Consider the following 18312-nt stretch of genomic DNA (forward strand, 5'->3'; position numbering starts at 1 on the left):
CCGCGATGCGATTCGCCCCGGACGCGGAGGCGGCGCGGCAGCTGCCGCGCCGCCTGCCGTTGAAAGGTGGTGTGCGGCAACGTCACACCTCGAGATCCTCTTCGATGCCCTTGAGGCGGTGTCGCGCCAACGCGAGGTTCGCCCGGCCGCGGTCCAGTGCGATATAGAGGAACAGGCCCTTGGACTTGCGGCCGGTCATCGGGCGAATGATGTGGTACTGGCCGCTCAGCGTGATGAGAACATCCTCGATATCGTCCTTGAGCTGGAGTTGCTCGATGGTCCGCAGCTTGGCCCGCACCACCTCGGTATTGCCCGCCGCGGCGATCTGGAGGTCCAGGCTCTTGGAACTGCCGAGCATGCCGAGCGCCATGCCGCTGCCGTAATCGACGACGGCGGCGCCGATCGCGCCATCGATTCCCATCATGTCCTTCAGCGCCAGATCCATATTTGTCATACTCGTTCCTTTCGATCGGTTTTCTGGGTCCGGTCTTTTCCGGAGTCGGTGGCGGTCAGGTGATCGGCGATGGCGCGGGCCACCGGGCGCGACTCCAGATGCAGGCGGCCGACATTCACCTCGGGTCCGGCGAGCACCATCAGCGAGGACCAGCCCGCGGCGTAGATCACCACGTGTCCGCCGGAGCCGTGCACCACGACCTCATGGAATCCGCCGCCGTGCGCGGTGGCGGCCAGCTGGTACGACAGCGACAGCTGCGCCGACGCCAGCGCGGCCATTCTGGTCGGCTCGATATCGGGTGGCAGATCGTGCGCGACGAGCAGTCCGTCGCTGGAGGCGACCAGTGAGCCGGTCACGCGGGGCAGGCGATCGCGTAGCGCCTTCAGCTCCGCCAGCACCACCGCATTCGGTTCGGGTCCGGTCATCGCCACCTTCGTAAACCTTCCCATCAGTTCGCCGAGCAGTTTCTTCCGCGCGGTCACGCAAGCTCCTCCAACGCCGCACGGAGACGGATGAGCAGGTCGCGGTCGACGGGCTCCCAGCTGTCGGGGGCCGGGCCCGGGGCCGGGGCCGATACCGGCTGGCGCACCCGGCGCGGCAGGAACTGCCGCGGCTCGGTGACCGCGACGGCGGTCGCCGCGTGCGCTATCGGTGGCGACCATCCGGCCGGGACCGGCACCAGGTCGGGCGGCTCGATCAGCCCCGCCGCGGTCAGCTCGCGCACCGCGACCAGCGCGCCGTAGCTGGTGCGGCCGAGGTCGCGGGCGATCCCGGCCACGCTGCGCCGACCATCGGCGGCGGCGATCACCTCGGTCTGGCCGCCGGTGAGTGCGACGCGTCGGCGGCGGACCCGTCGCACCGGCACCACGGGGGCGCGGTCGACCAGATCGGCGGGCCATGGTTCGGCCTCCGGATCACCCCGCCGCGCGCATTCGTGCAGCAGTACCCGCGGCGGGATATGGCAGACCGAGGCCAGCCAGTGCGGCGGCGCCGGTCGGAATTCGGGAACGACGGGTGTGGCGAGCAGGAAGTAGGCGGCGTCGAAGACCGACAGCAATGCCAGGGTTTCCAGCCGTGGCCGGGTCAGCACACCGTGTGGATCCCCGGCCGCGGCCCTTCGTAATTCCTCCGTGGTCGCCACCCCCGCTGCGACGACGAGTAGGTCCAGATTGGTTGTGCGCAGACAGTCGGCGGCGGTTATCGCACCATCCGCGAGATGAAATGCGCCGTCGCCCGCGCACAACACTCCGGTACTTCTTTCCTCTTCCAATCGCCGCAGTTCGGCCGCGACGTCAACGCCCATGTGCGCCCTCGGCCAATTCGGCGAGAATTGCTCGGAGCCGGAATCTCGCGATGGCCAGATTTCCGGTGTCGTCATCGAACAGCACATGGACGAAAAGCCGACCGTCGAAGTCGCCGTTCACCAGATTCAAGAGGTGATAGCCGCGGGTGCCGCAGGCGATGATCTCGGTGAGGTCGTCATCGCGGCCGGTCGCCAGTGCTGGGCAGCCGAGTACGGCGCGGACCACGTCGGTGGTGGTCGCTGCGTCCTCATGTTCGTCGACGAGGTCGTGCCTGCCCGCTGCGGCGATCGCCAGACCGCTCGCGCCGTCCACCATCGTCACGCTGCGCGCACCGGGAATGTCCATGATGTGTTTCAAGCAGTCGTCGATTCCGATCACCGCGGCCCGGCCTGTCATTCGGGGATTCCAGCGAACCCGACGCTACACAGTGTGGACGGGTGACGGAAGGTGAATTCCGCGCAAATTTGGGCGATGGGTGCATTTCCCCCGGATGCGGCGCTAAGAATACCCTTCGGTATCAATACCTTTCGGTATCCAACAGGCCACCCAACGTGAATCTGATTCGAAATCAGAGGCTTTCGACACTGGATGATCGAATACCATTCGGTATTAATCGCTTTCGATGCCAGAAGGCGATGGGGCGCCCGGATCGCGCGACTCCGGCATTCCGATCAGCAAACGGGTATATCCAGCACGGCTATCAGCTGGCGAATCTTCCGGGATCAGGCGGCCCAGCTGTGCGGGACCACGAAGGCGGGGCGGCGTTCGGGGCGTAGCCACTGCACCGATGCCGGGCCGGACGCGGGGGTGGGGCGGCTGGCTCCGGCGATGACGGACAGCAGGACGGTGGTCAGAGCGGCAAGTTCCTCATCGGTCGGGTTGCCGCGCTCGATTTTCAGGAAGGTGGTCATCCGGGCTGCTCCTACTGCGGTGGATTGCCGTGCTTGCGCATCGGGAGATCGGCGTGCTTGCTGCTGAGCACGGCCAGTGCGGCGATCAGTGCGGGGCGGGTATCGGCGGGGTCGATGACGTCGTCGACGAGACCGCGTTCGGCCGCGTAGTACGGATGGATCAATTCGGTGCGGTATTCCTTGATCTTCTGACGGCGGGCGGCGTCGGGATCGTCGGCGGCCGCGATCTCGCGCCGGAAAATGACATTCGCCGCGCCCTCGGCACCCATGACCGCGATCTCATTGGTCGGCCAGGCCAGTGCCAGGTCGGCGCCGATCGAGCGCGAGTCCATGACGATGTACGCGCCGCCGTACGCCTTGCGCAGCACCACCGAGATCCGGGTGACGGTGGCATTGCAGTACGCGTATAACAACTTCGCGCCGTGCCGGATGATGCCCTCGTGCTCCTGTGCGACGCCGGGCAGGAAGCCGGGCACGTCCACCAGCGTGACGATCGGGATATTGAAGGCATCGCACAGTTGCACGAATCGGGCCGCCTTCTCCGATGCTTCGATATCGAGCACACCGGCCAGGACGCTGGGCTGGTTGGCCACGATCCCGACCACCCGTCCGTCCAAGCGCGCCAGCGCGCAGACGATATTGGCCGCCCAGTGCTCGTGCACCTCGAATAGCACGCCGTCGTCGACGATTTCCTCGATCACCGCGCGCATGTCGTAGGGCCGGTTGCTATCGGTCGGCACCAGGTCGTAGAGCGATTCGCCGCGCCGGTCGGCCGGATCGGTACTGGCGTGCACCGGTGGCTGTTCGCGATTGTTCGACGGCAGCAGCGATAACAGGAATCGCACGTCGTGCAGGCAGTTCGCCTCGTCGTCGTACAGGAAATGCGCGACCCCGGAGGTCTGCGCGTGCACGTCGGCACCGCCGAGGTCCTCCATAGTGATGGTCTCGCCGGTCACCGCGGTAACCACCTCGGGTCCGGTGATGAACATCTGGGCGGTGCCGCGCACCATGAAGACGAAATCGGTCAGCGCCGGACTGTAGGCGGCACCGCCCGCACACGGTCCGAGCATCACACTGATCTGCGGGATGACGCCAGATGCGCGGGTATTGCGCAGGAAGATACCGCCGTATCCGGCCAGCGCGGTCACCCCCTCCTGGATGCGCGCGCCCGCACCGTCATTGAGGCTGACCAGCGGCGCGCCCGCCGTGGCGGCCAGATCCATCACCTTGTGGATCTTGTGCGCGTGCGCCTCGCCGAGTGATCCGCCGAAGATCCGGAAGTCGTGCGCGTAGACGAAGACTCGGCGTCCCTCGACGGTGCCCCACCCGGTGACGACACCGTCACCGGGTGGGTGTTTGCGGTCCATGCCGAAGCCGGTGGCCTGGTGCGTGCGCAGGCCCTCGATTTCGACGAAGGAACCCGGATCGAGCAGCATCTCGATCCGCTCATGGGCGGTCCGCTTACCGCGCGCGTGCTGGCGTTCGGTGGCCGCCGGATCGGGTCCGATCGCGGCGGCACGTTTGCGTTCGACGAGTTCGGCGACGTGAGCGCGCATCGAGGCCGGACCGGGCATCGGATCGATGCTCGGTGCTGAAGCGGGGTCGGCGTCCGGTGCGTCGTTGTCGGCCTGCGGTCGTTCGGGGATCATCAGCTGCTCTCGCCTGGTCGGTGCGGCTTGTGCATTTGATAATCGCCATCGGGCGCCGAAATGTTTGCTGCGCCGATCGACCGAGGTCGAAATTCAGGGCCGGGCGAGACTCTGCAGGGCCAGCGCGATCAATCGCGGCATGACCGTAGCCGGTAGTGGTCCGGCCGTTCCCTCGCGCGGGGTTCGGCCAGACTTCGTCGACGATGTGCTCACCCGGGGCCGGCATGCGATCGCGGTGCTGGAGCGAGGATCCGGCGACTATCCCCGAGACGCGGGTCCGCGATCGGGAGATCACGGAACCGGCGCAGGGCCTCGAGCACGAGGTTGACAGCGGCGCGCGGGGGCGCGCCGCGGCGGATGACGGCGGTGATCGTGCGGGTGACGGGGGTGGCGAGTTCCCGGGTGGTGACGCGATAGCGCGGGTCGACGGCCAGACCGGGCAGCAGGGCGATCGAGAGTCCGGCTTCGACATGTTGCAGCGTCATCATGTAGTTGCTGAAGCGGCACACCACGCGCGGTTCGAAACCTGATTCGCGGCAGAGTCGAGTCGCCAGGTTCGCCATATAGGACTTCGGCATATCGAAGGCCCACGGTTCGTTTGCGTAGGCGGCGAGGTCGGCGGGGCCGCGGGCGGCCCGGCCGGGTGGTAGCACGAGCACGATCGGGTCGGTGGCCAGCGGCACGATATCGACATCCGCGCCGAGCGGATGTTCGACGAAATCGGTTGTCGTAATGATGATGTCGGCATCACCGACCCGCAGTGCCGGCATGCTCGCATGCGGTTCCAGCTCGACCAGTTCGATATCGAGGTTCGGATGCGTATGCGCCAGCTGAGTCACCGCGGGCACACACAGCGAGTGGATGGCGCTCTGGAACGCGCCGAGCCGTACCTGTCCGACCGGTTCGTCACCGAGGCTGCGCAGTTCGGCCTCGACGCCGTCCATTTGATCGAGGATCGCCCTGGCTCGGCGGGCCAGCATCAGCCCGGCGGGGGTGAGCCGGACCCGGCGGCCCGTGCGTTCCAGCAGCCGGGTCTTGGTTTCGGCCTCGAGCACGGCGAGTTGCTGCGACACGCTGGACGCGCTGAGGTTGGCCGCCTGCGCGACCGCGCGGACGGTGCCGAGGGAGTCGAGCTGGCTGAGTAGGCGCAGCCGCCAGGGGTTCAGCATGTCTCCATTGTTGTGCGGCTCGGCCGAACAGCACGGCCGGAATTGTGAGATGGACGTGATGCTCGGACCCGCCTTACCGTCGCAGATATGGCTGCTCCCACCTCCGCATCACTGTCCACCGACGACTTCTGGGGCGACGTCGACCGCCATCTCGTGCGCTACGCGGGCACGGGCGAGTTCACCCGCGAGATCATCGCCCGCGCCGAGGGCAGTTTTCTGTACACCGAAAGCGGCAGGGAGATACTGGATTTCACCTCGGGTCAGATGAGTTCGATTCTCGGACACAGACATCCGGATATCGTCGCCACCGTGCGCCGCCAGATCGGTGAGCTGGACCATCTGTTCAGCGGTATGCTCAGCCGCCCGGTCGTCGACCTCGCCCGCCGCTTGGCCGAGACCCTGCCCGAACCGCTCGCGAAGGTTCTGCTGCTGACCACCGGAGCCGAGTCGAATGAGGCCGCGATCCGAATGGCCAAGCTGGTCACCGGAAAACACGAGATCGTCTCGTTCGCCCGCTCCTGGCACGGTATGACCCAGGCGGCCGCCAGTGCCACCTACAGCGCGGGCCGCAGGGGCTACGGGCCCGCCGCACCGGGCAATTTCGCCATCCCGGTACCCAATTCCTATCGCCCCGACTTCACCACGGCCGATGGCGAACTCGGCTGGCGTCGCCAACTCGATTTCGCCTTCGCCCTGATCGATGCCCAGTCGGTCGGCAGCCTGGCCGCCTGCCTGGTCGAACCGATCCTCAGCTCCGGCGGCGTCGTCGAACCGCCGCCGGGCTATTTCGCCGCGCTGCGGGACAAGTGTCGCGAACGCGGCATGCTGCTCATCCTCGACGAGGCGCAGACCGGCCTGTGCCGCACCGGATCCTGGTACGCCTTCGAGCGCGACGGCGTGGTGCCCGACATCCTCACCCTGTCCAAGACGCTCGGCGCGGGACTGCCGCTCGCGGCGGTGATCACCAGCGCCGAGATCGAGCGGCGGGCACACGAGCGTGGCTTCCTCTTCTTCACCACCCACGTATCGGACCCGCTGGTCGCCGCGGTCGGTAATACGGTGCTGGATGTGCTCATCCGCGACGGTCTCGCCGAGCGTGCCGCCGCACTCGGTGCGTACCTGCGGGGTGGTCTCGAGCGAATCGGCCAGCGGCACAGCGTCGTCGGCGATATCCGAGGGCGTGGCCTACTCGTCGGACTGGAACTCGTCCTCGATCGCGAAACCAAGGAGGGCTCCGATGAACTCGGAGCGCTCGTCACCCGCCGCTGCCTGGAGCTCGGCCTGCACATGAATATCGTCCAGCTCCCCGGCATGGGCGGCGTCTTCCGCATCGCCCCGCCACTGACCGCCACCGAGGACGAACTCGCTCTCGGCCTGTCCATCCTCGACACGGCGATCGGTGACGTCGTCGCTCAGGGCTGATACCGGATCAGCTGGCGTTGACGCCGGTGGTGAGCCGGACCACGACCTTGTCATCGGTGATCTCCTGCACCGTCGCGCGGAGACCGTCGGCGGGTTGGGTCTGCCCGGCCGGGATGCTGACCTCTTGGCCGCCCACCTTCAGCGTGACCGTGTTGCCGTTCACCGCGACGAGTTCGGCATCGATGCCGAGCACAGTGGCCTTGGCATTGACGCCGCGGGTGAAGGTGACCGTGCAACCGCTGACCTCGCACTCGGACTTGTAGCCGGGCCCCGAGGATGAGCACGCCGCCGCTGCGAGGGGCGTGAGCAGGGCGAACGCGGACAGAGCGAGCATCCGTTGCACAGGCATGCGGCCCAGTGTAGGGGGCGTCACCTCGATGGCACGTCGCTCACGGTTGCTGTGGGACGGCGCGAATCATGGCGCGGACTATCGTGGAGACGTGGGCGTTATCGGTGAACTGTTCCCGGGGCAGAAGCTGACCGATGAGGGGAGCGAGGACAGCGATGGTCAGACGCACCGGCCGCGCGTCGAGATCGACTTCGACGCGGGTGTCGTGCGCCTCGGACCCATCGCGCCCTCGACCACGGACACACCGAGTGAATAGCGCTGTCCCGCAGCTCAATCGCGCGCGGGCAGCGCACATCCGTCCGGACCGCAGACCTCGGCCCCGCCGATCGTCGCGATAACGGGTTCGCGATCCGCCCAGGCCTTGTCCAGCACTTGGGTGAACATCTCGGACGGCTGGGCACCCGAGACGCCGTATTTGCGATCGAAGACGAAGAACGGAACGCCGGTCGCCCCGAGTTGTGCGGCCTCCCGCTCGTCGGCGCGTACCGCATCGGCGTAGGCATGCGGGTCGGCGAGCACGGCGCGCACCGCCGATTCATCGAATCCGGCCGCGACGGCGATCCGCACCAGGCGCTCGTGATCGGCGAACAGCGACTGCTCTTCGGCGAAATTCGCACGGTAGAGGGCATCGAGCAGCTCGTCCTGCTTGCCCTCGGCCAGCGCGAAATGCAGTAGCCGGTGCATATCGAAGGAGTTGCCGTAGTCACGGCCTTCGGTCAGATAGGGCAGTCCGATCGCGGCCGCCTGCGCGCCGATGCCGCGCTCATTGGCCGCCGCCTGCGCCTCGCTGATGCCGTATTTGCGGGCGATCTTCGCGATGACCGGACCGGATTCATCGGCGGGCAAGGTCGGATCCAATTCGAACGAGCGGTGCACCACCTCGACCTCGGCGCGGTGCGGGAAGTCGGCCAACGCCTGCTCGAACCGCTGCTTGCCCAGGTAGCAGAAGGGGCAATTGATATCGGTCCAGATCTCGACCCGCACGGTCATCCTCGCTCTCATTCGAACCCCCGGGTTTGGCAACACCTCGGCTACTGGATCTGTTCCCGGTCAGCGGGTCACCGACGCCTGCCAGGTGCCAACGATCGCATCGATGACTCCGATGCCATAGTCGAACGGCGGTGGTCACCGCCGACCGAGGTTCCCACTGGAGGTGAGTTCGCGCCGAGTCTCAGTGTTCTTCGACACCTAAGCTGAGCTCATGGAGCAGCCGAACTCCTCCAGAGCCATCGCATCTCGACGCGCGACCGCTCCGGTGAGACCGATGCAAAGCCGCGCCGCGGAGCTGGCTGAGCTCCGGGCGCAGCTGAGACCGTTCCGATGTTATTGGGGCTACATAGTCGCCGCGATCGGCAGCATGGCGACCCTTATCCTGCTGTTCCAGTCGTGGATCACCGCACAGGGACCCGACGGCACGGTCGCCGCCAACGCCTTCGGCCGGCTCGAAATAACCACCAATTACCTGAACGTCTGGTCGCAAGCGAAGCCCAAAACCCCGCCGCTCACCGGCCTTTGGGCCATCCTCGCCAGCGCCGCCATCATCGTCGCGCTCTGCGCCATCGTGCTGAACATCCGCCTTCGCAACGAGATTCTCGCCCGCCTGACGACGTTTTCCCTGGCGTGTGCCGCACTTTTCGTGATCCTGACTCTGATCTACCTCAATAGCAAAGGCGCTGAACTCAAGGCCATGACCGGTCGGACCTATGACCTGGGCGGCAGCATCGGACAGATAGTCAACTGGGCTACCGGTAGAGGCAAGCTCGTCATCCCGGGCACCGGTACCTCCAACTACGCATCCGCCGGGCTCACGCACTGGGGATTTCTCGCGGTAGTGACCTCGCTCGGATCGACTATGGCGGCTGTCGGCCAATGGCTGCTCGTGCGTCGCGCGGCCGACAATCCGGTCCGTCTGTCGTGGCGGATGCCCATTGTCATTTCGCGAGCACAATCGAACCGCGACATCACCCCATGACGCAATTCGCTACCGAGTGAATGCCTTCCGCAGCGCGGTCGCGGCATCGAGTCGGGCTCGCTGGCTGGCGTCGAAGGGGTGCCGGACGAATTCGTGGATCATCCCCGGATAGCGGGTGACAATGACCGGGACTCCGGCCTCGTCGAGCCGCTCACCGTACTGTTCGCCCTCATCGCGCAGCGCGTCGTATTCGGCGGTGATGATGAGCGCCGCGGGGAGGTCGGCCAGGTCGGTGGCCAGCAGTGGGGAGACCCTCGGGTCGAGTTTCTCCGCATCGCTGTTCAGGTAGTTGTCCATGAACCACGACTGGGCATCGCGACTGATATTGCCGTACTTGCCCGCGTACTCGCGGATGCTGAAATTCGTTCTGCGGAAGTCGAGATCGGGATAGATCAGCAGTTGGAAGACCAGTGCCGGACCGCTGTCGCGTGCCATCCGCGCGACGACGGCCGCCAGATTTCCCCCGGCGCTATCGCCGCCGACGGCGATCCGGGTGGCATCGACACCGATGCTCGCCGCCCGTTCGGCGACCCACTGGGTCGCGCCTAAGCACGCATCGGGTGCCGCGGGAAACTTGTGTTCGGGCGCCCGTGGATAGTCGACGGACACCACGACGCATTCGGCGCCATTGGCCAGACTGCGGCACAGGCCGTCGTGGGTGTCCAGATCGCCGAGCATGAAGCCGCCGCCGTGGAAGAACACCAATGCCGGGAAGGGGCCGTCACCCTCCGGGGTGTAGACGCGGATCGGTATCGGTCCGTCCGCGCTCGGGATCGTCCGGTCCTCGACCTGGGCGATGGGTTCCGGTTCGCCGAGTAGGGCGATCTGCCGGCGCCACCCTTCGCGCGCCTGCTCCGGGGTGAAGGTGTGCACCGAGCCGAAATCGGCGCGGGCGAGACGGTCCAAATAGGCCTGAACCTGGGGATCCAAGGAGATTTGCTCTTCTTTTGTTTCGCTCATGCGTCTATCGTCTGACTTGAAGTCGACTTCAAGTCAAGGAGTAGATGCGATGGAGCTCGATATCGGAGAAGTGGCCGCGCGATCTGGGTTGGCGGCGTCGGCACTGCGGTACTACGAGAAGCGCGGTCTCATCGAATCCGCGGGCCGAAACGGTCTGCGGCGCACCTACCGCCCCGAGGTGCTCGACCGGTTGGCGCTCGTATCCTGCGCTCGCGCAGCGGGTTTCACGCTCGCGCAGATCGCGCGATTTCTCGTTGCCACGCCCGCGGACACCGAGCTGCGCGGCTATATGGCCGCGAAGGCCATGGAGCTGGATGCCGATATCGCCCGCCTCACCCGCATGCGCGACAGCCTCCGCCACGCCGCCACCTGCACGCATCGACCGTTGGTCGAGTGTCCCGACTTCAAGCAGACCTTCGGCGACACCCGATCCGAACCGGCCCTGGCCAGCCGCGGGGTCGGGTCGAAAGCCAGCCTCCACCAGGCACTTTCGGCTTCTCGCGGATGAGAACAGGGTCCGGCGAGTGGTACTCGCCGGACCCTGTGTCGGCGCGACGTCAGGTGGCGCCGACCCCTCCGCGGCGCCAACTGCCGTTACGCGGCCGGTGTGGTCGGTACCGCGATGCGGCAGTTGGCGCCGGACTGACGCCGGTCGCGTTCGAGGATGCGGGCGTGCAGCAGCACGACCGCTCGGGCCAGTTCGAGGCCGAGATCGGCGGCGCGCATGGCCGCGATTTCCATGGCCAGCAGGTAATCATCGGGATCCGGATCGCTCAGGGTCTCGTCGAGCACCATGCCGGTAATGGCCTGCTCACGGGTGAGCAGTCGGCCCGGCAGCCAGCTGAGGATCCAGCCGTCGCCGGTGTAGTGGGCGGTCTCGGGGGTGATGTCACTGGTGATCAACCAGTCGGTCGGTTCGAGCGTCATGACCCCTCCCTTGGTCGATCGAAACCACCTGTCCCGGAAGCGGTTCCGAATCACATGTGGCGCTGACGACAATGCTATGGATCGCCACTTCGGGATGTCAACTAAGCATAGATGTTATCCGATGATATCTTTCAGTCAATATTGCTTAGAGTTAAGCATATTGAGTGAAGAATGTCCGAAATGTGTTCTATGCGGGCGAGGTTGAGTGGCGTCATGCCATTGCGAATGAAATTGCACCGACGATACCGGCGCTGCTATACGCAATATCCGCCCGCGCGTACGGTTTCCAGCGATCGTCCAGGAAACATCCACTGCTCGAATCGGCGGCCGGCATCGTAACGTGACTATGATGACGACGGATGACACATCGTGAGCATTAGGATCCGAGCGCAGGATGGAGGCGCGGCATGGCTGGCTCAGGGCCGGACGGTGAGCAGGTAGGAGATCTGGTCCGTCGGCTCCGCACCGAACGCGGGTTCACCCAGGCCGCACTCGCGGCCAAGGCGGGTTGTTCGCGCAGTCTGATCCAGCAGATCGAGAACGGCACCCGGGTGCCGCCGCTACCGCTGCGTGAACGTCTGAGCCTCGCGCTCGGCCAGGAATTGCCGACCGCCGACGGTGTCGCCGATGATCTCGCTGGCGGCGCGTACCACGATCTGCGCATGCGATTCAATGTGCTGCTCGGCAAGGACCCTGAACTGGTCGAGCGGGCAATCGGCATCGCGGGCAGCCTGATCGATGCGACAGGTGCGCGCGAGGAGATCGAACCGCTGCGCATGATCGCGGATCGGCAGTTGGAGCGGGCCGAGGAGATCTTGGCGCAGATCCCCTCGCGCAGCGCGACGGTGTGGGAATGGAATACCGTCAGTGACTGGTTGATGATCCTCGAACAGGCCAAGCAGTCCGTTCGCGCGATCCACACCGCCGACCTCGGCACCATCGGCGGCGATGTCGGCGATGACTATCACGCCGCGATCCTGCGGCTGGCCGACAATACCCATCCGCCCCGAATCGATGTGAGACGCATGTATGTCCTCGACACGATCGACGACGTATGGCCCTATGACGACAAACTATGGAAACAGGCGCGTTCCGGAGTGGAGAGTGTGCTGGTCAAGCGCGAGCACGCGCGTAATGCGCAGAGCATGCTCGTAGTGGACGAAAAGTACGTCGCCGTAGGTGAATACGACTATTCCCGACAGGCGCGCGTCGCGACCCGGTTCTCGGCCTTGAAGCACGATGTCGCGTTCGCGGTGCGCCGGTTCGAGCGCCTCTACGAACTCAAACTCGCCGGTTCGGGCATCGTCGTCAACGATCTCGTCGCCGCACCCGCGCTGGCCGGTTTCGAACGCCTGGCCGATGGCGACTGCCGCAGGGTGTTTCGCGCGGCGCTGGAACAGAGTTGGCGCGAGATGGCCGCGCCGGGGGAGTCGCCCGTCGAAGGTGAGGTGCCGTGACTCGGCAGGCTGCCGTTAATGGGCTGCCATGGCAGCACCCGGCGCCGAGTCTCGCGGCCCGCGCCAACCGCTCGGAGGTGCGCAAGCGGGAAGTGCGTCGACACCTGGGCGCCCGGCCACAGTTCGCGGGTGCGGGCGACCGGATGTATTCGGATGTCATCGACGCCTATCACGGCGAGACCGGTCTCGCATTGGCCGAAAGCGCCGTCGCCGCACTGGATCTGGCCTGGCGCGAGCTGCTGCACACCGAGCGGCCCGATGAGTACACCGACGGCGCGCTGTATCACAAGCGGCAACCGCTGATACTGCGCGAGTTGGCGGCGCACAAGCTGTTCGGGCGGTTGTCCGAGCCGGTCGCCGGGGTGCGCGGAGTGCGGGTATCGCCCGAGGAGGTCATCGTCTGCGCGTACTCGAGCACCATGCTGCTCGAGGAGGCGGTCGCGACGCTTGCTCGTCCCGGTGGTGTCATTGTGTATCCGGAAGGCCTGTACAAGAGTTCGGGCATCCACGTGGAGAAGTACGGTCTGCGGATGCAGGCATGCCCGGTCGCACCGGACGACTCCTTCAAGATCGATCCGGAGCTGCTGGCATCCTGCCTCGGCTACTTCGCCGAGCGTGGCGAACTGTGCGGGGTGCTGCTCACCCTGCCCGGAAATCCGGTATTCACCGAGTATTCGGCCGAGGAGCTGCTGGCGATCGGCCGCGTGCTGGTGGCACATGGAGTGCCGGTGATCTGCGATATGGCCTTCGACTGCATGGTGGCGCAGCACATTCCGATCGCCGCACTGGAGATCCCCACCGCCGAGGGCGTGCGGCGGCTGTACGACCAGGTGCTGACCATCACGGGGAACTCGAAGGGCTACAACGCTTTCGGGCCGTGCAAATTGGGCGCGGCGTGCTCGGGCAATGCCGAATGGCTTGCCGAGGTTCGGGAGCGGCTCACCATTTCCTTCCAGCGCGAGTCCACCCATCTGGCGCGAGCCATCGTCGAGCACACGCCAGCGGACTACTTCGCGCACAATCGCGTGCGCATGCTCGAACAACTCGACCGAGCGCATGGCCGCATTGCCGCCATCAATGCTCGATTCGGTGCGAAAGTCGTACGGCCACTGGGCAGTCGGCAGGGTATGTTCCTGACCGTGGTCTTCGACGACGCGCTCCTCGGCCGGGCGTGTGTCGCGACCAGCGCGGAGCTGGAGGATCTGCTGCTCGCCGGTGCCGGGATCGACACCGTCGCGCTGGACCGGACCGGATCCGAGCGACTCGGCGTGCGATTCAATGTACTGGCGCCGCGCAAGGCGCCGGGCCGCGAGTCGGCCGATCTGGTCGATGAGGTCTTCGAGCGGCTCGAACGGTTGATCCAGCAGATCCGGGAGGGGCTGACCTATCCCAAGGTACTGGCCGAGCGTGGTCTGCCAGTGCTGGAAAACGCTGTCGCACAATGATTATCGGAGTGCTCCGCGAGACGGCGGTCGATGAGCGACGCGTCGCGCTGATCCCCGACGATGTGCGCGGGCTCGCGCGTGTGGATGTCATCGTGGAGCGCGATGCGGGCCGGTCGATCGGGTTCGGTGATGCGGACTACCGCGCGTCCGGCGCGCGGGTAGCCGAGCGTGCGGAGGTTTTCGCGCGCTCCGACATTGTGGTGTGGGTGAAACCTCCAACGTATCCACTGGATTCGGTGCGCCCCGGTACAGTCTTGATCGGGTTCCAGGACCCTCTGCATCGTCATGATGTGATCGCGGGATTGCGTGCCCGCGGCATCGAATCCATCGGCTACGAAACCGTTCCGCTGGAGGCGAGCACCGCATACAGCGCCGCCACCACCGCCCTGCTGAAGACCATGGGTGAAAAGCCCTAGTAGATAGAGGTTTTTCAGCGTGGCACTGTGGGCATAGTAGTTAGCGCTGAACGCGGTCAGCGGCGGGGGTGACGTGCGCGGCGTCCCCGACCAGGGGAAGGCTCGATGCGATAGGCATTTGCCAGTGGCTGAACTCGCCACGGAAGGCGCTGTCACGCGGTTGGTTTCGGTTACCACGAACGGATTACATTCCGACGTGCGGTGATCCATGGTCATGGTCGTGACCGGTGTGCTCTTGCCGAGTGTGATCGTGCTCGGCGTCGGGTGAACCACCCATCATGCGCAGCATCGGAATTCCGCCGGTGCGTAGGAAAATCGTGACCAGCAGTGCGGCGAGAATGAGGAAGGCGATATTGAGCCAGGTGGTGTAGTTCCACCTGATTCCTTCCGTCATCACCATGGCATTGCGTTCTTTCGGAATGAGATCGGCTGTGCCGAAAAGTATTTCGACCAGGTATCCCGCGCCGACCATTGCGGCATAGAAGGTGCCGAGCAGGGTCAGCATCATCCGGGTGCCGTAGTACTTGCGGTAGATATTCAGGATCGGCAAGATCAGCAGGTCGGCGTAGATGAAGGCGATCACACCGCCGAAGCTGATGCCGCCATTCCACAGCACCGCGGCCAGCGGCACATTGCCGATCGAGCAGACGAACGACAGGATTGCCACCAGCGGTCCGACGATCGGTCCCCAAATGGCCGACAGCAGTGGATGATCGGTGAGGAAGAAGTTCTGCCAGAACGTCTCCGGCACCCATGCGCCGATCGCACCCGCGATGAGCAGACCGAGGACGAGGTCGCGCAGGATCGCGGCCCATTCCATGACGAATCCATGTGAGACCGCGGTCAGCCCCGATCGTGACAGCAGCCGGTGCGCGAAGGAGCCGTCGGCCGCTACCGACATATCCATGGCGGCATGGCCTTCCATCGATCCGGCGAGACCGCGGTCGGCTTGCCGACGGGCCTCGTCGACCAGCTTGGACCGCACGAAGAGGCGGAACAGCACCGCGAGCAGCACGATCATAATCGGACCGCCAACGAATTCGGCCGCGGTGAACTGCCAGCCCATCAGCAGCGCGAGAATGACGCCGAGTTCGATGACGAGATTGGTCGAACCGATCTCGAAGGCCATTGCCGCGGTGAAATTCGCGCCCTTGCGGAACAGTGAACGCGCCAATGCCACCGCCGCATACGAACACGACGACGAGGCCGCGCCCAGCCCGGCCGCGATGGCGAGGGTGCGCGGGCGATCATCGCCCATCAGCCGCAGGATGGTCGACTTGCGCACCACCGCCTGCACCACGGCCGAGAGCGCGAAGCCGAGGATCAACGCCCAGAGGATCTCCCAGGTCATCGACCCGGCCAGCGACAGCGCATGCCCGATAGCGTTCACCACAACCTCGTCTCGGTGGGGATCCGGGCGACCGCTCGACCGCCCTGCGCGGCAAGCTATACCCCCACTGGGTAATGGTCAAGCCGCCGCTCGGGTCGGCGGGCCGAGTCGTACGCCCCGCCGGCCGAATCCGCTCAGGCGCTACGCAATACGAGGACGGTGATTTCGCTGGGTGCGAAGACGCGCAGCTGTGGACCCCAGAAACCGGTACCGCGGCTGGTGTAGAGCTGGGTGTCGCCGTGCCGGGACAGACCGGCCACGACGGGTTGTTCGAGGCGGACCAGATAGTGGAACGGCCAGATCTGGCCGCCGTGGGTGTGGCCGGAGATCTGCAGGGCGACACCGGCGGCGGCGGCCTCGGTGACCTGCCTGGGTTGGTGGGCCAACAGGACGACCGGTGCGTCCGGATCCGCGCCCGCGAGCGCGGCGGGCAGGTCGGGGCCGTGGCCGGGCAGGCCGACGCCGGTGGGATCGTCGATACCGGCCAGCACCAGCCGATCATCGCCGCGGGTGATCGTCTCGTGCTGGTTGTGCAGCGGCTGCCAGCCGATCGAGGTCATATGGTCGATCCAGCCCGGCGCGTCGCCGAAGTATTCGTGGTTGCCGGTGATGTAGAACCGGCCGAGCGGGGCCTCGATCTTGCCGAGCGGGTCGACCTGCGGATGCCGCTTCGCCACCGAACCATCCGCGAGATCGCCTGCGTGGCAGGCGATATCGGGCTGCTGGGCATTGACGACGTCGACCACCTGCTCCGACCAGCGCAACCGGTCGAGCGCGGCGTAGTGGGTGTCGGTGATGACCACCATGCGCAGTCCGTCGAGCGCGGGGCCGAGCCCACGGATCGCGATATCGAGGGTGCGGACCCGAGGCACCCGGCGCGCTTCGATCACCCCCCATACCGTCAGCGCGGCCGCGATCGCCAGTACGCCGGCGGCGACAATTCTGGAGCGGGCCGGATCATCCATCCCGCCGAGCGCCAATCCGAGCCCGACGATATTGCCGATCACCGACCAGCTGAACAATACCCACATCACGCCGAGCAGCGTGTCGCCCACAATGGACGCCGGATCCGACTGCCGCGGTCCATGGCCGAGAAACATCGAGGCGGGCAAACATACGAATCCGGCCAGGAAAACCGCCGAGCCGAACCAGAACAGCGGGCCCTCGGTCGCGGCACCGATCAAGGTCCACCACGGCAGCAGGAACAATATGGCGGGAATCGCCAGAAACAGCGCGATGCGCGGAACGTATTTCACGGAAGATCATTTCTCGCGGGGTGCGGTGCAGCGCCCGGTCCCACCACCCGGCGCCATGGGCGCTATCGACGATAACAGCGTTAACGCAACCGCGTCGGCGACGACCATCCGCGCACGTCAGTCCGGGCAGGGTCGTCCGATATAGGACGGATCGAGTGCTTTCTGCACGACAAAGCCAACGGTGGGCGATTCCGGCAGCGCGCCATGGTTGAAGTCATCGTCCGGGCACAGATCCTGCACCCAGATATTGTCGACCGTGGCACCGAGACCAGCGGTGAGAAAGGTGGCCTCGGGCGGGGTGACGACCCGGTCGAGATGGCTGGCGATCACCGTGTATTTGATGCCGGGTTCGGTATCGCCCCCGGCATTGAGGCTGTGCAGGAATTCACTGTCGATCAGTTGTTGTAGCGCGGCCGTGCCGAGATATTGGGTGACGAGGTCGAGGACGGGCGCCTGTGCGCTGCCGGTCGGTAGTAGGTAACCGAGCCCCTCCGCGGTGGTGCCGTGATTGGTCGCGGCAATGGTGATCAGATGGTCCACCTTGTTCTGCGCGGGATCGCGATGGTTCGCGCCGCCCTCGAAGCGCAGGAATTGCCGCACCAGCGGACCGCCCTGCGAATGCGCGACGATATCCACCTTCGGTACACCGGTCGCCGCGCGCACCAGGTCGACGAATCCGCCGACTTCCCGGGCCGAACTGCGAATGTCCTCGGTGCCGTATACGCCCGGTTCCGCACCGCGGACACTGGAGGCCGCACGACCGTAGCTGAGCGAAAATACGCAATAGCCTTCCGCTTTCAGTTGCGGTGCGAGCACGTCCCAGGAATTCTGATTACCCCAGGTGCCATGCACCAGGACCACCGGTTCCGGATGCGCCGCCGACGGTCGGCACTCCCAATCATTGGCCCCGGCCGGTGGCATGCTCCCATCCGGGGGGCTGTCGTCGGCGTGCGCCGTAGTGATCACGCCCGAGAATGCGCCGATGAGCAGAGCGGGCAGGATCAACGATCGCCGAACAGGCGAACTCTTCGCGAACAGCGCAACGCTCCCTTCGCTCACAAATCAGGACCTGCAAACGAAACCCGCCATCGGCTCGGTGATCGAGGCCGATATGGCTGTCGACCTCCTGCTTCATAACATGACAGCGAATTCAGGGCAAACATGTTTGCCAGCGTGGCGAGTCGCGGAAATGCGGTGCCACGATGGAGTTGAGCACCGCTGTCGGTCGGTG

Annotated in this window: 21 protein-coding genes; 7 read left to right on the forward strand and 14 right to left on the reverse strand. The window is 65.7% G+C overall.

Going from position 1 to position 18312, the window contains the following annotated elements:
• Window positions 1-82: 82 nt before the first annotated feature.
• The 7 genes from ACQP2D_RS06460 to ACQP2D_RS06490 form a co-directional block, all read right to left on the reverse strand.
• On the reverse strand, window positions 83-454 hold the full coding sequence (locus ACQP2D_RS06460) for a hypothetical protein (RefSeq protein WP_433682797.1): 372 nt from the start codon (window positions 452-454) through the stop codon (window positions 83-85).
• Window positions 451-936 carry a roadblock/LC7 domain-containing protein gene (locus tag ACQP2D_RS06465; protein WP_433682798.1) on the reverse strand — a complete coding sequence of 162 codons (486 nt, stop codon included), beginning with the start codon at window positions 934-936 and terminating at the stop codon, window positions 451-453. The genes ACQP2D_RS06460 and ACQP2D_RS06465 overlap by 4 nt, the downstream gene beginning before the upstream one ends.
• A complete protein-coding gene (locus ACQP2D_RS06470) occupies window positions 933-1757 on the reverse strand; it encodes a hypothetical protein (RefSeq protein WP_433682799.1) in 825 nt (274 codons plus the stop codon). Before ACQP2D_RS06470 ends, ACQP2D_RS06465 begins: the two co-directional genes overlap by 4 nt.
• Window positions 1747-2154, reverse strand: a complete 408-nt coding sequence (locus tag ACQP2D_RS06475) for a hypothetical protein (RefSeq protein WP_433682800.1) — start codon at window positions 2152-2154, stop codon at window positions 1747-1749. Before ACQP2D_RS06475 ends, ACQP2D_RS06470 begins: the two co-directional genes overlap by 11 nt.
• 326 nt (window positions 2155-2480) lie before the next feature.
• Window positions 2481-2669 carry an acyl-CoA carboxylase subunit epsilon gene (locus ACQP2D_RS06480; RefSeq protein WP_433682801.1) on the reverse strand — a complete coding sequence of 63 codons (189 nt, stop codon included), beginning with the start codon at window positions 2667-2669 and terminating at the stop codon, window positions 2481-2483.
• An 11-nt stretch (window positions 2670-2680) separates the two neighbouring features.
• On the reverse strand, window positions 2681-4318 hold the full coding sequence (locus ACQP2D_RS06485) for an acyl-CoA carboxylase subunit beta (protein ID WP_433682802.1): 1638 nt from the start codon (window positions 4316-4318) through the stop codon (window positions 2681-2683).
• A gap of 209 nt (window positions 4319-4527) precedes the next feature.
• Window positions 4528-5487 (reverse strand): LysR family transcriptional regulator, encoded by a 960-nt coding sequence (locus ACQP2D_RS06490; RefSeq protein WP_433682803.1) that lies wholly within the window; start codon window positions 5485-5487, stop codon window positions 4528-4530.
• An 87-nt stretch (window positions 5488-5574) separates the two neighbouring features.
• Here ACQP2D_RS06490 and ACQP2D_RS06495 point away from each other — a divergent pair, with 87 nt between their 5' ends.
• Window positions 5575-6909: an aspartate aminotransferase family protein gene (locus ACQP2D_RS06495; RefSeq protein WP_433682804.1), complete on the forward strand. Its 1335-nt coding sequence runs from the start codon at window positions 5575-5577 to the stop codon at window positions 6907-6909.
• Between the two features lie 7 nt (window positions 6910-6916).
• On the opposite strand, the gene ACQP2D_RS06500 is transcribed toward ACQP2D_RS06495, so the two are convergent.
• A complete protein-coding gene (locus ACQP2D_RS06500) occupies window positions 6917-7258 on the reverse strand; it encodes a hypothetical protein (protein ID WP_433682805.1) in 342 nt (113 codons plus the stop codon).
• A 91-nt stretch (window positions 7259-7349) separates the two neighbouring features.
• Here ACQP2D_RS06500 and ACQP2D_RS06505 point away from each other — a divergent pair, with 91 nt between their 5' ends.
• Window positions 7350-7514 carry a hypothetical protein gene (locus ACQP2D_RS06505; protein ID WP_433682806.1) on the forward strand — a complete coding sequence of 55 codons (165 nt, stop codon included), beginning with the start codon at window positions 7350-7352 and terminating at the stop codon, window positions 7512-7514.
• A 14-nt stretch (window positions 7515-7528) separates the two neighbouring features.
• Here ACQP2D_RS06505 and ACQP2D_RS06510 read toward each other — a convergent pair whose 3' ends face one another.
• Complete coding sequence (locus ACQP2D_RS06510) at window positions 7529-8248, reverse strand: DsbA family oxidoreductase (protein ID WP_433682807.1); 720 nt, start codon at window positions 8246-8248, stop codon at window positions 7529-7531.
• Window positions 8249-8459: 211 nt separating this feature from the next.
• Here ACQP2D_RS06510 and ACQP2D_RS06515 point away from each other — a divergent pair, with 211 nt between their 5' ends.
• Window positions 8460-9230, forward strand: coding sequence for a hypothetical protein (locus ACQP2D_RS06515; protein ID WP_433682808.1), 771 nt, complete (start codon window positions 8460-8462; stop codon window positions 9228-9230).
• A 9-nt stretch (window positions 9231-9239) separates the two neighbouring features.
• Here ACQP2D_RS06515 and ACQP2D_RS06520 read toward each other — a convergent pair whose 3' ends face one another.
• Window positions 9240-10190 (reverse strand): alpha/beta hydrolase, encoded by a 951-nt coding sequence (locus tag ACQP2D_RS06520; protein ID WP_433682809.1) that lies wholly within the window; start codon window positions 10188-10190, stop codon window positions 9240-9242.
• Between the two features lie 49 nt (window positions 10191-10239).
• Between ACQP2D_RS06520 and ACQP2D_RS06525 the strand changes: the two genes are divergently transcribed.
• Window positions 10240-10698 carry a MerR family transcriptional regulator gene (locus ACQP2D_RS06525; RefSeq protein ID WP_433682810.1) on the forward strand — a complete coding sequence of 153 codons (459 nt, stop codon included), beginning with the start codon at window positions 10240-10242 and terminating at the stop codon, window positions 10696-10698.
• An 86-nt stretch (window positions 10699-10784) separates the two neighbouring features.
• On the opposite strand, the gene ACQP2D_RS06530 is transcribed toward ACQP2D_RS06525, so the two are convergent.
• On the reverse strand, window positions 10785-11117 hold the full coding sequence (locus ACQP2D_RS06530) for a hypothetical protein (protein WP_433682811.1): 333 nt from the start codon (window positions 11115-11117) through the stop codon (window positions 10785-10787).
• A gap of 407 nt (window positions 11118-11524) precedes the next feature.
• On the opposite strand from ACQP2D_RS06530, the gene ACQP2D_RS06535 reads away from it, so the two are divergent.
• The 3 genes from ACQP2D_RS06535 to ACQP2D_RS06545 are packed head-to-tail and all read left to right on the forward strand — an operon-like array spanning window position 11525 to window position 14435.
• Complete coding sequence (locus tag ACQP2D_RS06535) at window positions 11525-12574, forward strand: helix-turn-helix domain-containing protein (RefSeq protein ID WP_433682812.1); 1050 nt, start codon at window positions 11525-11527, stop codon at window positions 12572-12574.
• Entirely contained in the window at window positions 12571-14019 is a 1449-nt protein-coding gene (locus ACQP2D_RS06540; protein ID WP_433682813.1) for a pyridoxal phosphate-dependent aminotransferase, read from the forward strand. Before ACQP2D_RS06535 ends, ACQP2D_RS06540 begins: the two co-directional genes overlap by 4 nt.
• A complete protein-coding gene (locus ACQP2D_RS06545) occupies window positions 14016-14435 on the forward strand; it encodes a hypothetical protein (RefSeq protein ID WP_433682814.1) in 420 nt (139 codons plus the stop codon). The genes ACQP2D_RS06540 and ACQP2D_RS06545 overlap by 4 nt, the downstream gene beginning before the upstream one ends.
• A 184-nt stretch (window positions 14436-14619) precedes the next feature.
• Here ACQP2D_RS06545 and ACQP2D_RS06550 read toward each other — a convergent pair whose 3' ends face one another.
• The 3 genes from ACQP2D_RS06550 to ACQP2D_RS06560 form a co-directional block, all read right to left on the reverse strand.
• Window positions 14620-15885: a permease gene (locus ACQP2D_RS06550; RefSeq protein WP_433685553.1), complete on the reverse strand. Its 1266-nt coding sequence runs from the start codon at window positions 15883-15885 to the stop codon at window positions 14620-14622.
• Between the two features lie 74 nt (window positions 15886-15959).
• A complete protein-coding gene (locus tag ACQP2D_RS06555; RefSeq protein ID WP_433682815.1) occupies window positions 15960-17081 on the reverse strand; it encodes a metallophosphoesterase in 1122 nt (373 codons plus the stop codon).
• A 117-nt stretch (window positions 17082-17198) separates the two neighbouring features.
• Window positions 17199-18140 (reverse strand): esterase/lipase family protein, encoded by a 942-nt coding sequence (locus tag ACQP2D_RS06560; RefSeq protein WP_433682816.1) that lies wholly within the window; start codon window positions 18138-18140, stop codon window positions 17199-17201.
• Between the last annotated feature and the right edge of the window lie 172 nt (window positions 18141-18312).

This window comes from Nocardia sp. CA-119907 (assembly GCF_050955995.1).
Taxonomy (GTDB): Bacteria; Actinomycetota; Actinomycetes; order Mycobacteriales; family Mycobacteriaceae; genus Nocardia.

Excerpts from the sequence above, each read along its gene's own strand:
- ACQP2D_RS06460 (WP_433682797.1), bottom strand. The coding sequence starts at position 454 with ATGACAAATATGGATCTGGCGCTGAAGGACATGATGGGAATCGATGGC.
- ACQP2D_RS06470 (WP_433682799.1), bottom strand. The coding sequence starts at position 1,757 with ATGGGCGTTGACGTCGCGGCCGAACTGCGGCGATTGGAAGAGGAAAGA.
- ACQP2D_RS06475 (WP_433682800.1), bottom strand. The coding sequence starts at position 2,154 with ATGACAGGCCGGGCCGCGGTGATCGGAATCGACGACTGCTTGAAACAC.
- ACQP2D_RS06480 (WP_433682801.1), bottom strand. The coding sequence starts at position 2,669 with ATGACCACCTTCCTGAAAATCGAGCGCGGCAACCCGACCGATGAGGAA.
- ACQP2D_RS06485 (WP_433682802.1), bottom strand. The coding sequence starts at position 4,318 with ATGATCCCCGAACGACCGCAGGCCGACAACGACGCACCGGACGCCGAC.
- ACQP2D_RS06490 (WP_433682803.1), bottom strand. The coding sequence starts at position 5,487 with ATGCTGAACCCCTGGCGGCTGCGCCTACTCAGCCAGCTCGACTCCCTC.
- ACQP2D_RS06495 (WP_433682804.1), top strand. The coding sequence starts at position 5,575 with ATGGCTGCTCCCACCTCCGCATCACTGTCCACCGACGACTTCTGGGGC.
- ACQP2D_RS06500 (WP_433682805.1), bottom strand. The coding sequence starts at position 7,258 with ATGCCTGTGCAACGGATGCTCGCTCTGTCCGCGTTCGCCCTGCTCACG.
- ACQP2D_RS06510 (WP_433682807.1), bottom strand. The coding sequence starts at position 8,248 with ATGACCGTGCGGGTCGAGATCTGGACCGATATCAATTGCCCCTTCTGC.
- ACQP2D_RS06515 (WP_433682808.1), top strand. The coding sequence starts at position 8,460 with ATGGAGCAGCCGAACTCCTCCAGAGCCATCGCATCTCGACGCGCGACC.
- ACQP2D_RS06520 (WP_433682809.1), bottom strand. The coding sequence starts at position 10,190 with ATGAGCGAAACAAAAGAAGAGCAAATCTCCTTGGATCCCCAGGTTCAG.
- ACQP2D_RS06525 (WP_433682810.1), top strand. The coding sequence starts at position 10,240 with ATGGAGCTCGATATCGGAGAAGTGGCCGCGCGATCTGGGTTGGCGGCG.
- ACQP2D_RS06530 (WP_433682811.1), bottom strand. The coding sequence starts at position 11,117 with ATGACGCTCGAACCGACCGACTGGTTGATCACCAGTGACATCACCCCC.
- ACQP2D_RS06535 (WP_433682812.1), top strand. The coding sequence starts at position 11,525 with ATGGCTGGCTCAGGGCCGGACGGTGAGCAGGTAGGAGATCTGGTCCGT.
- ACQP2D_RS06545 (WP_433682814.1), top strand. The coding sequence starts at position 14,016 with ATGATTATCGGAGTGCTCCGCGAGACGGCGGTCGATGAGCGACGCGTC.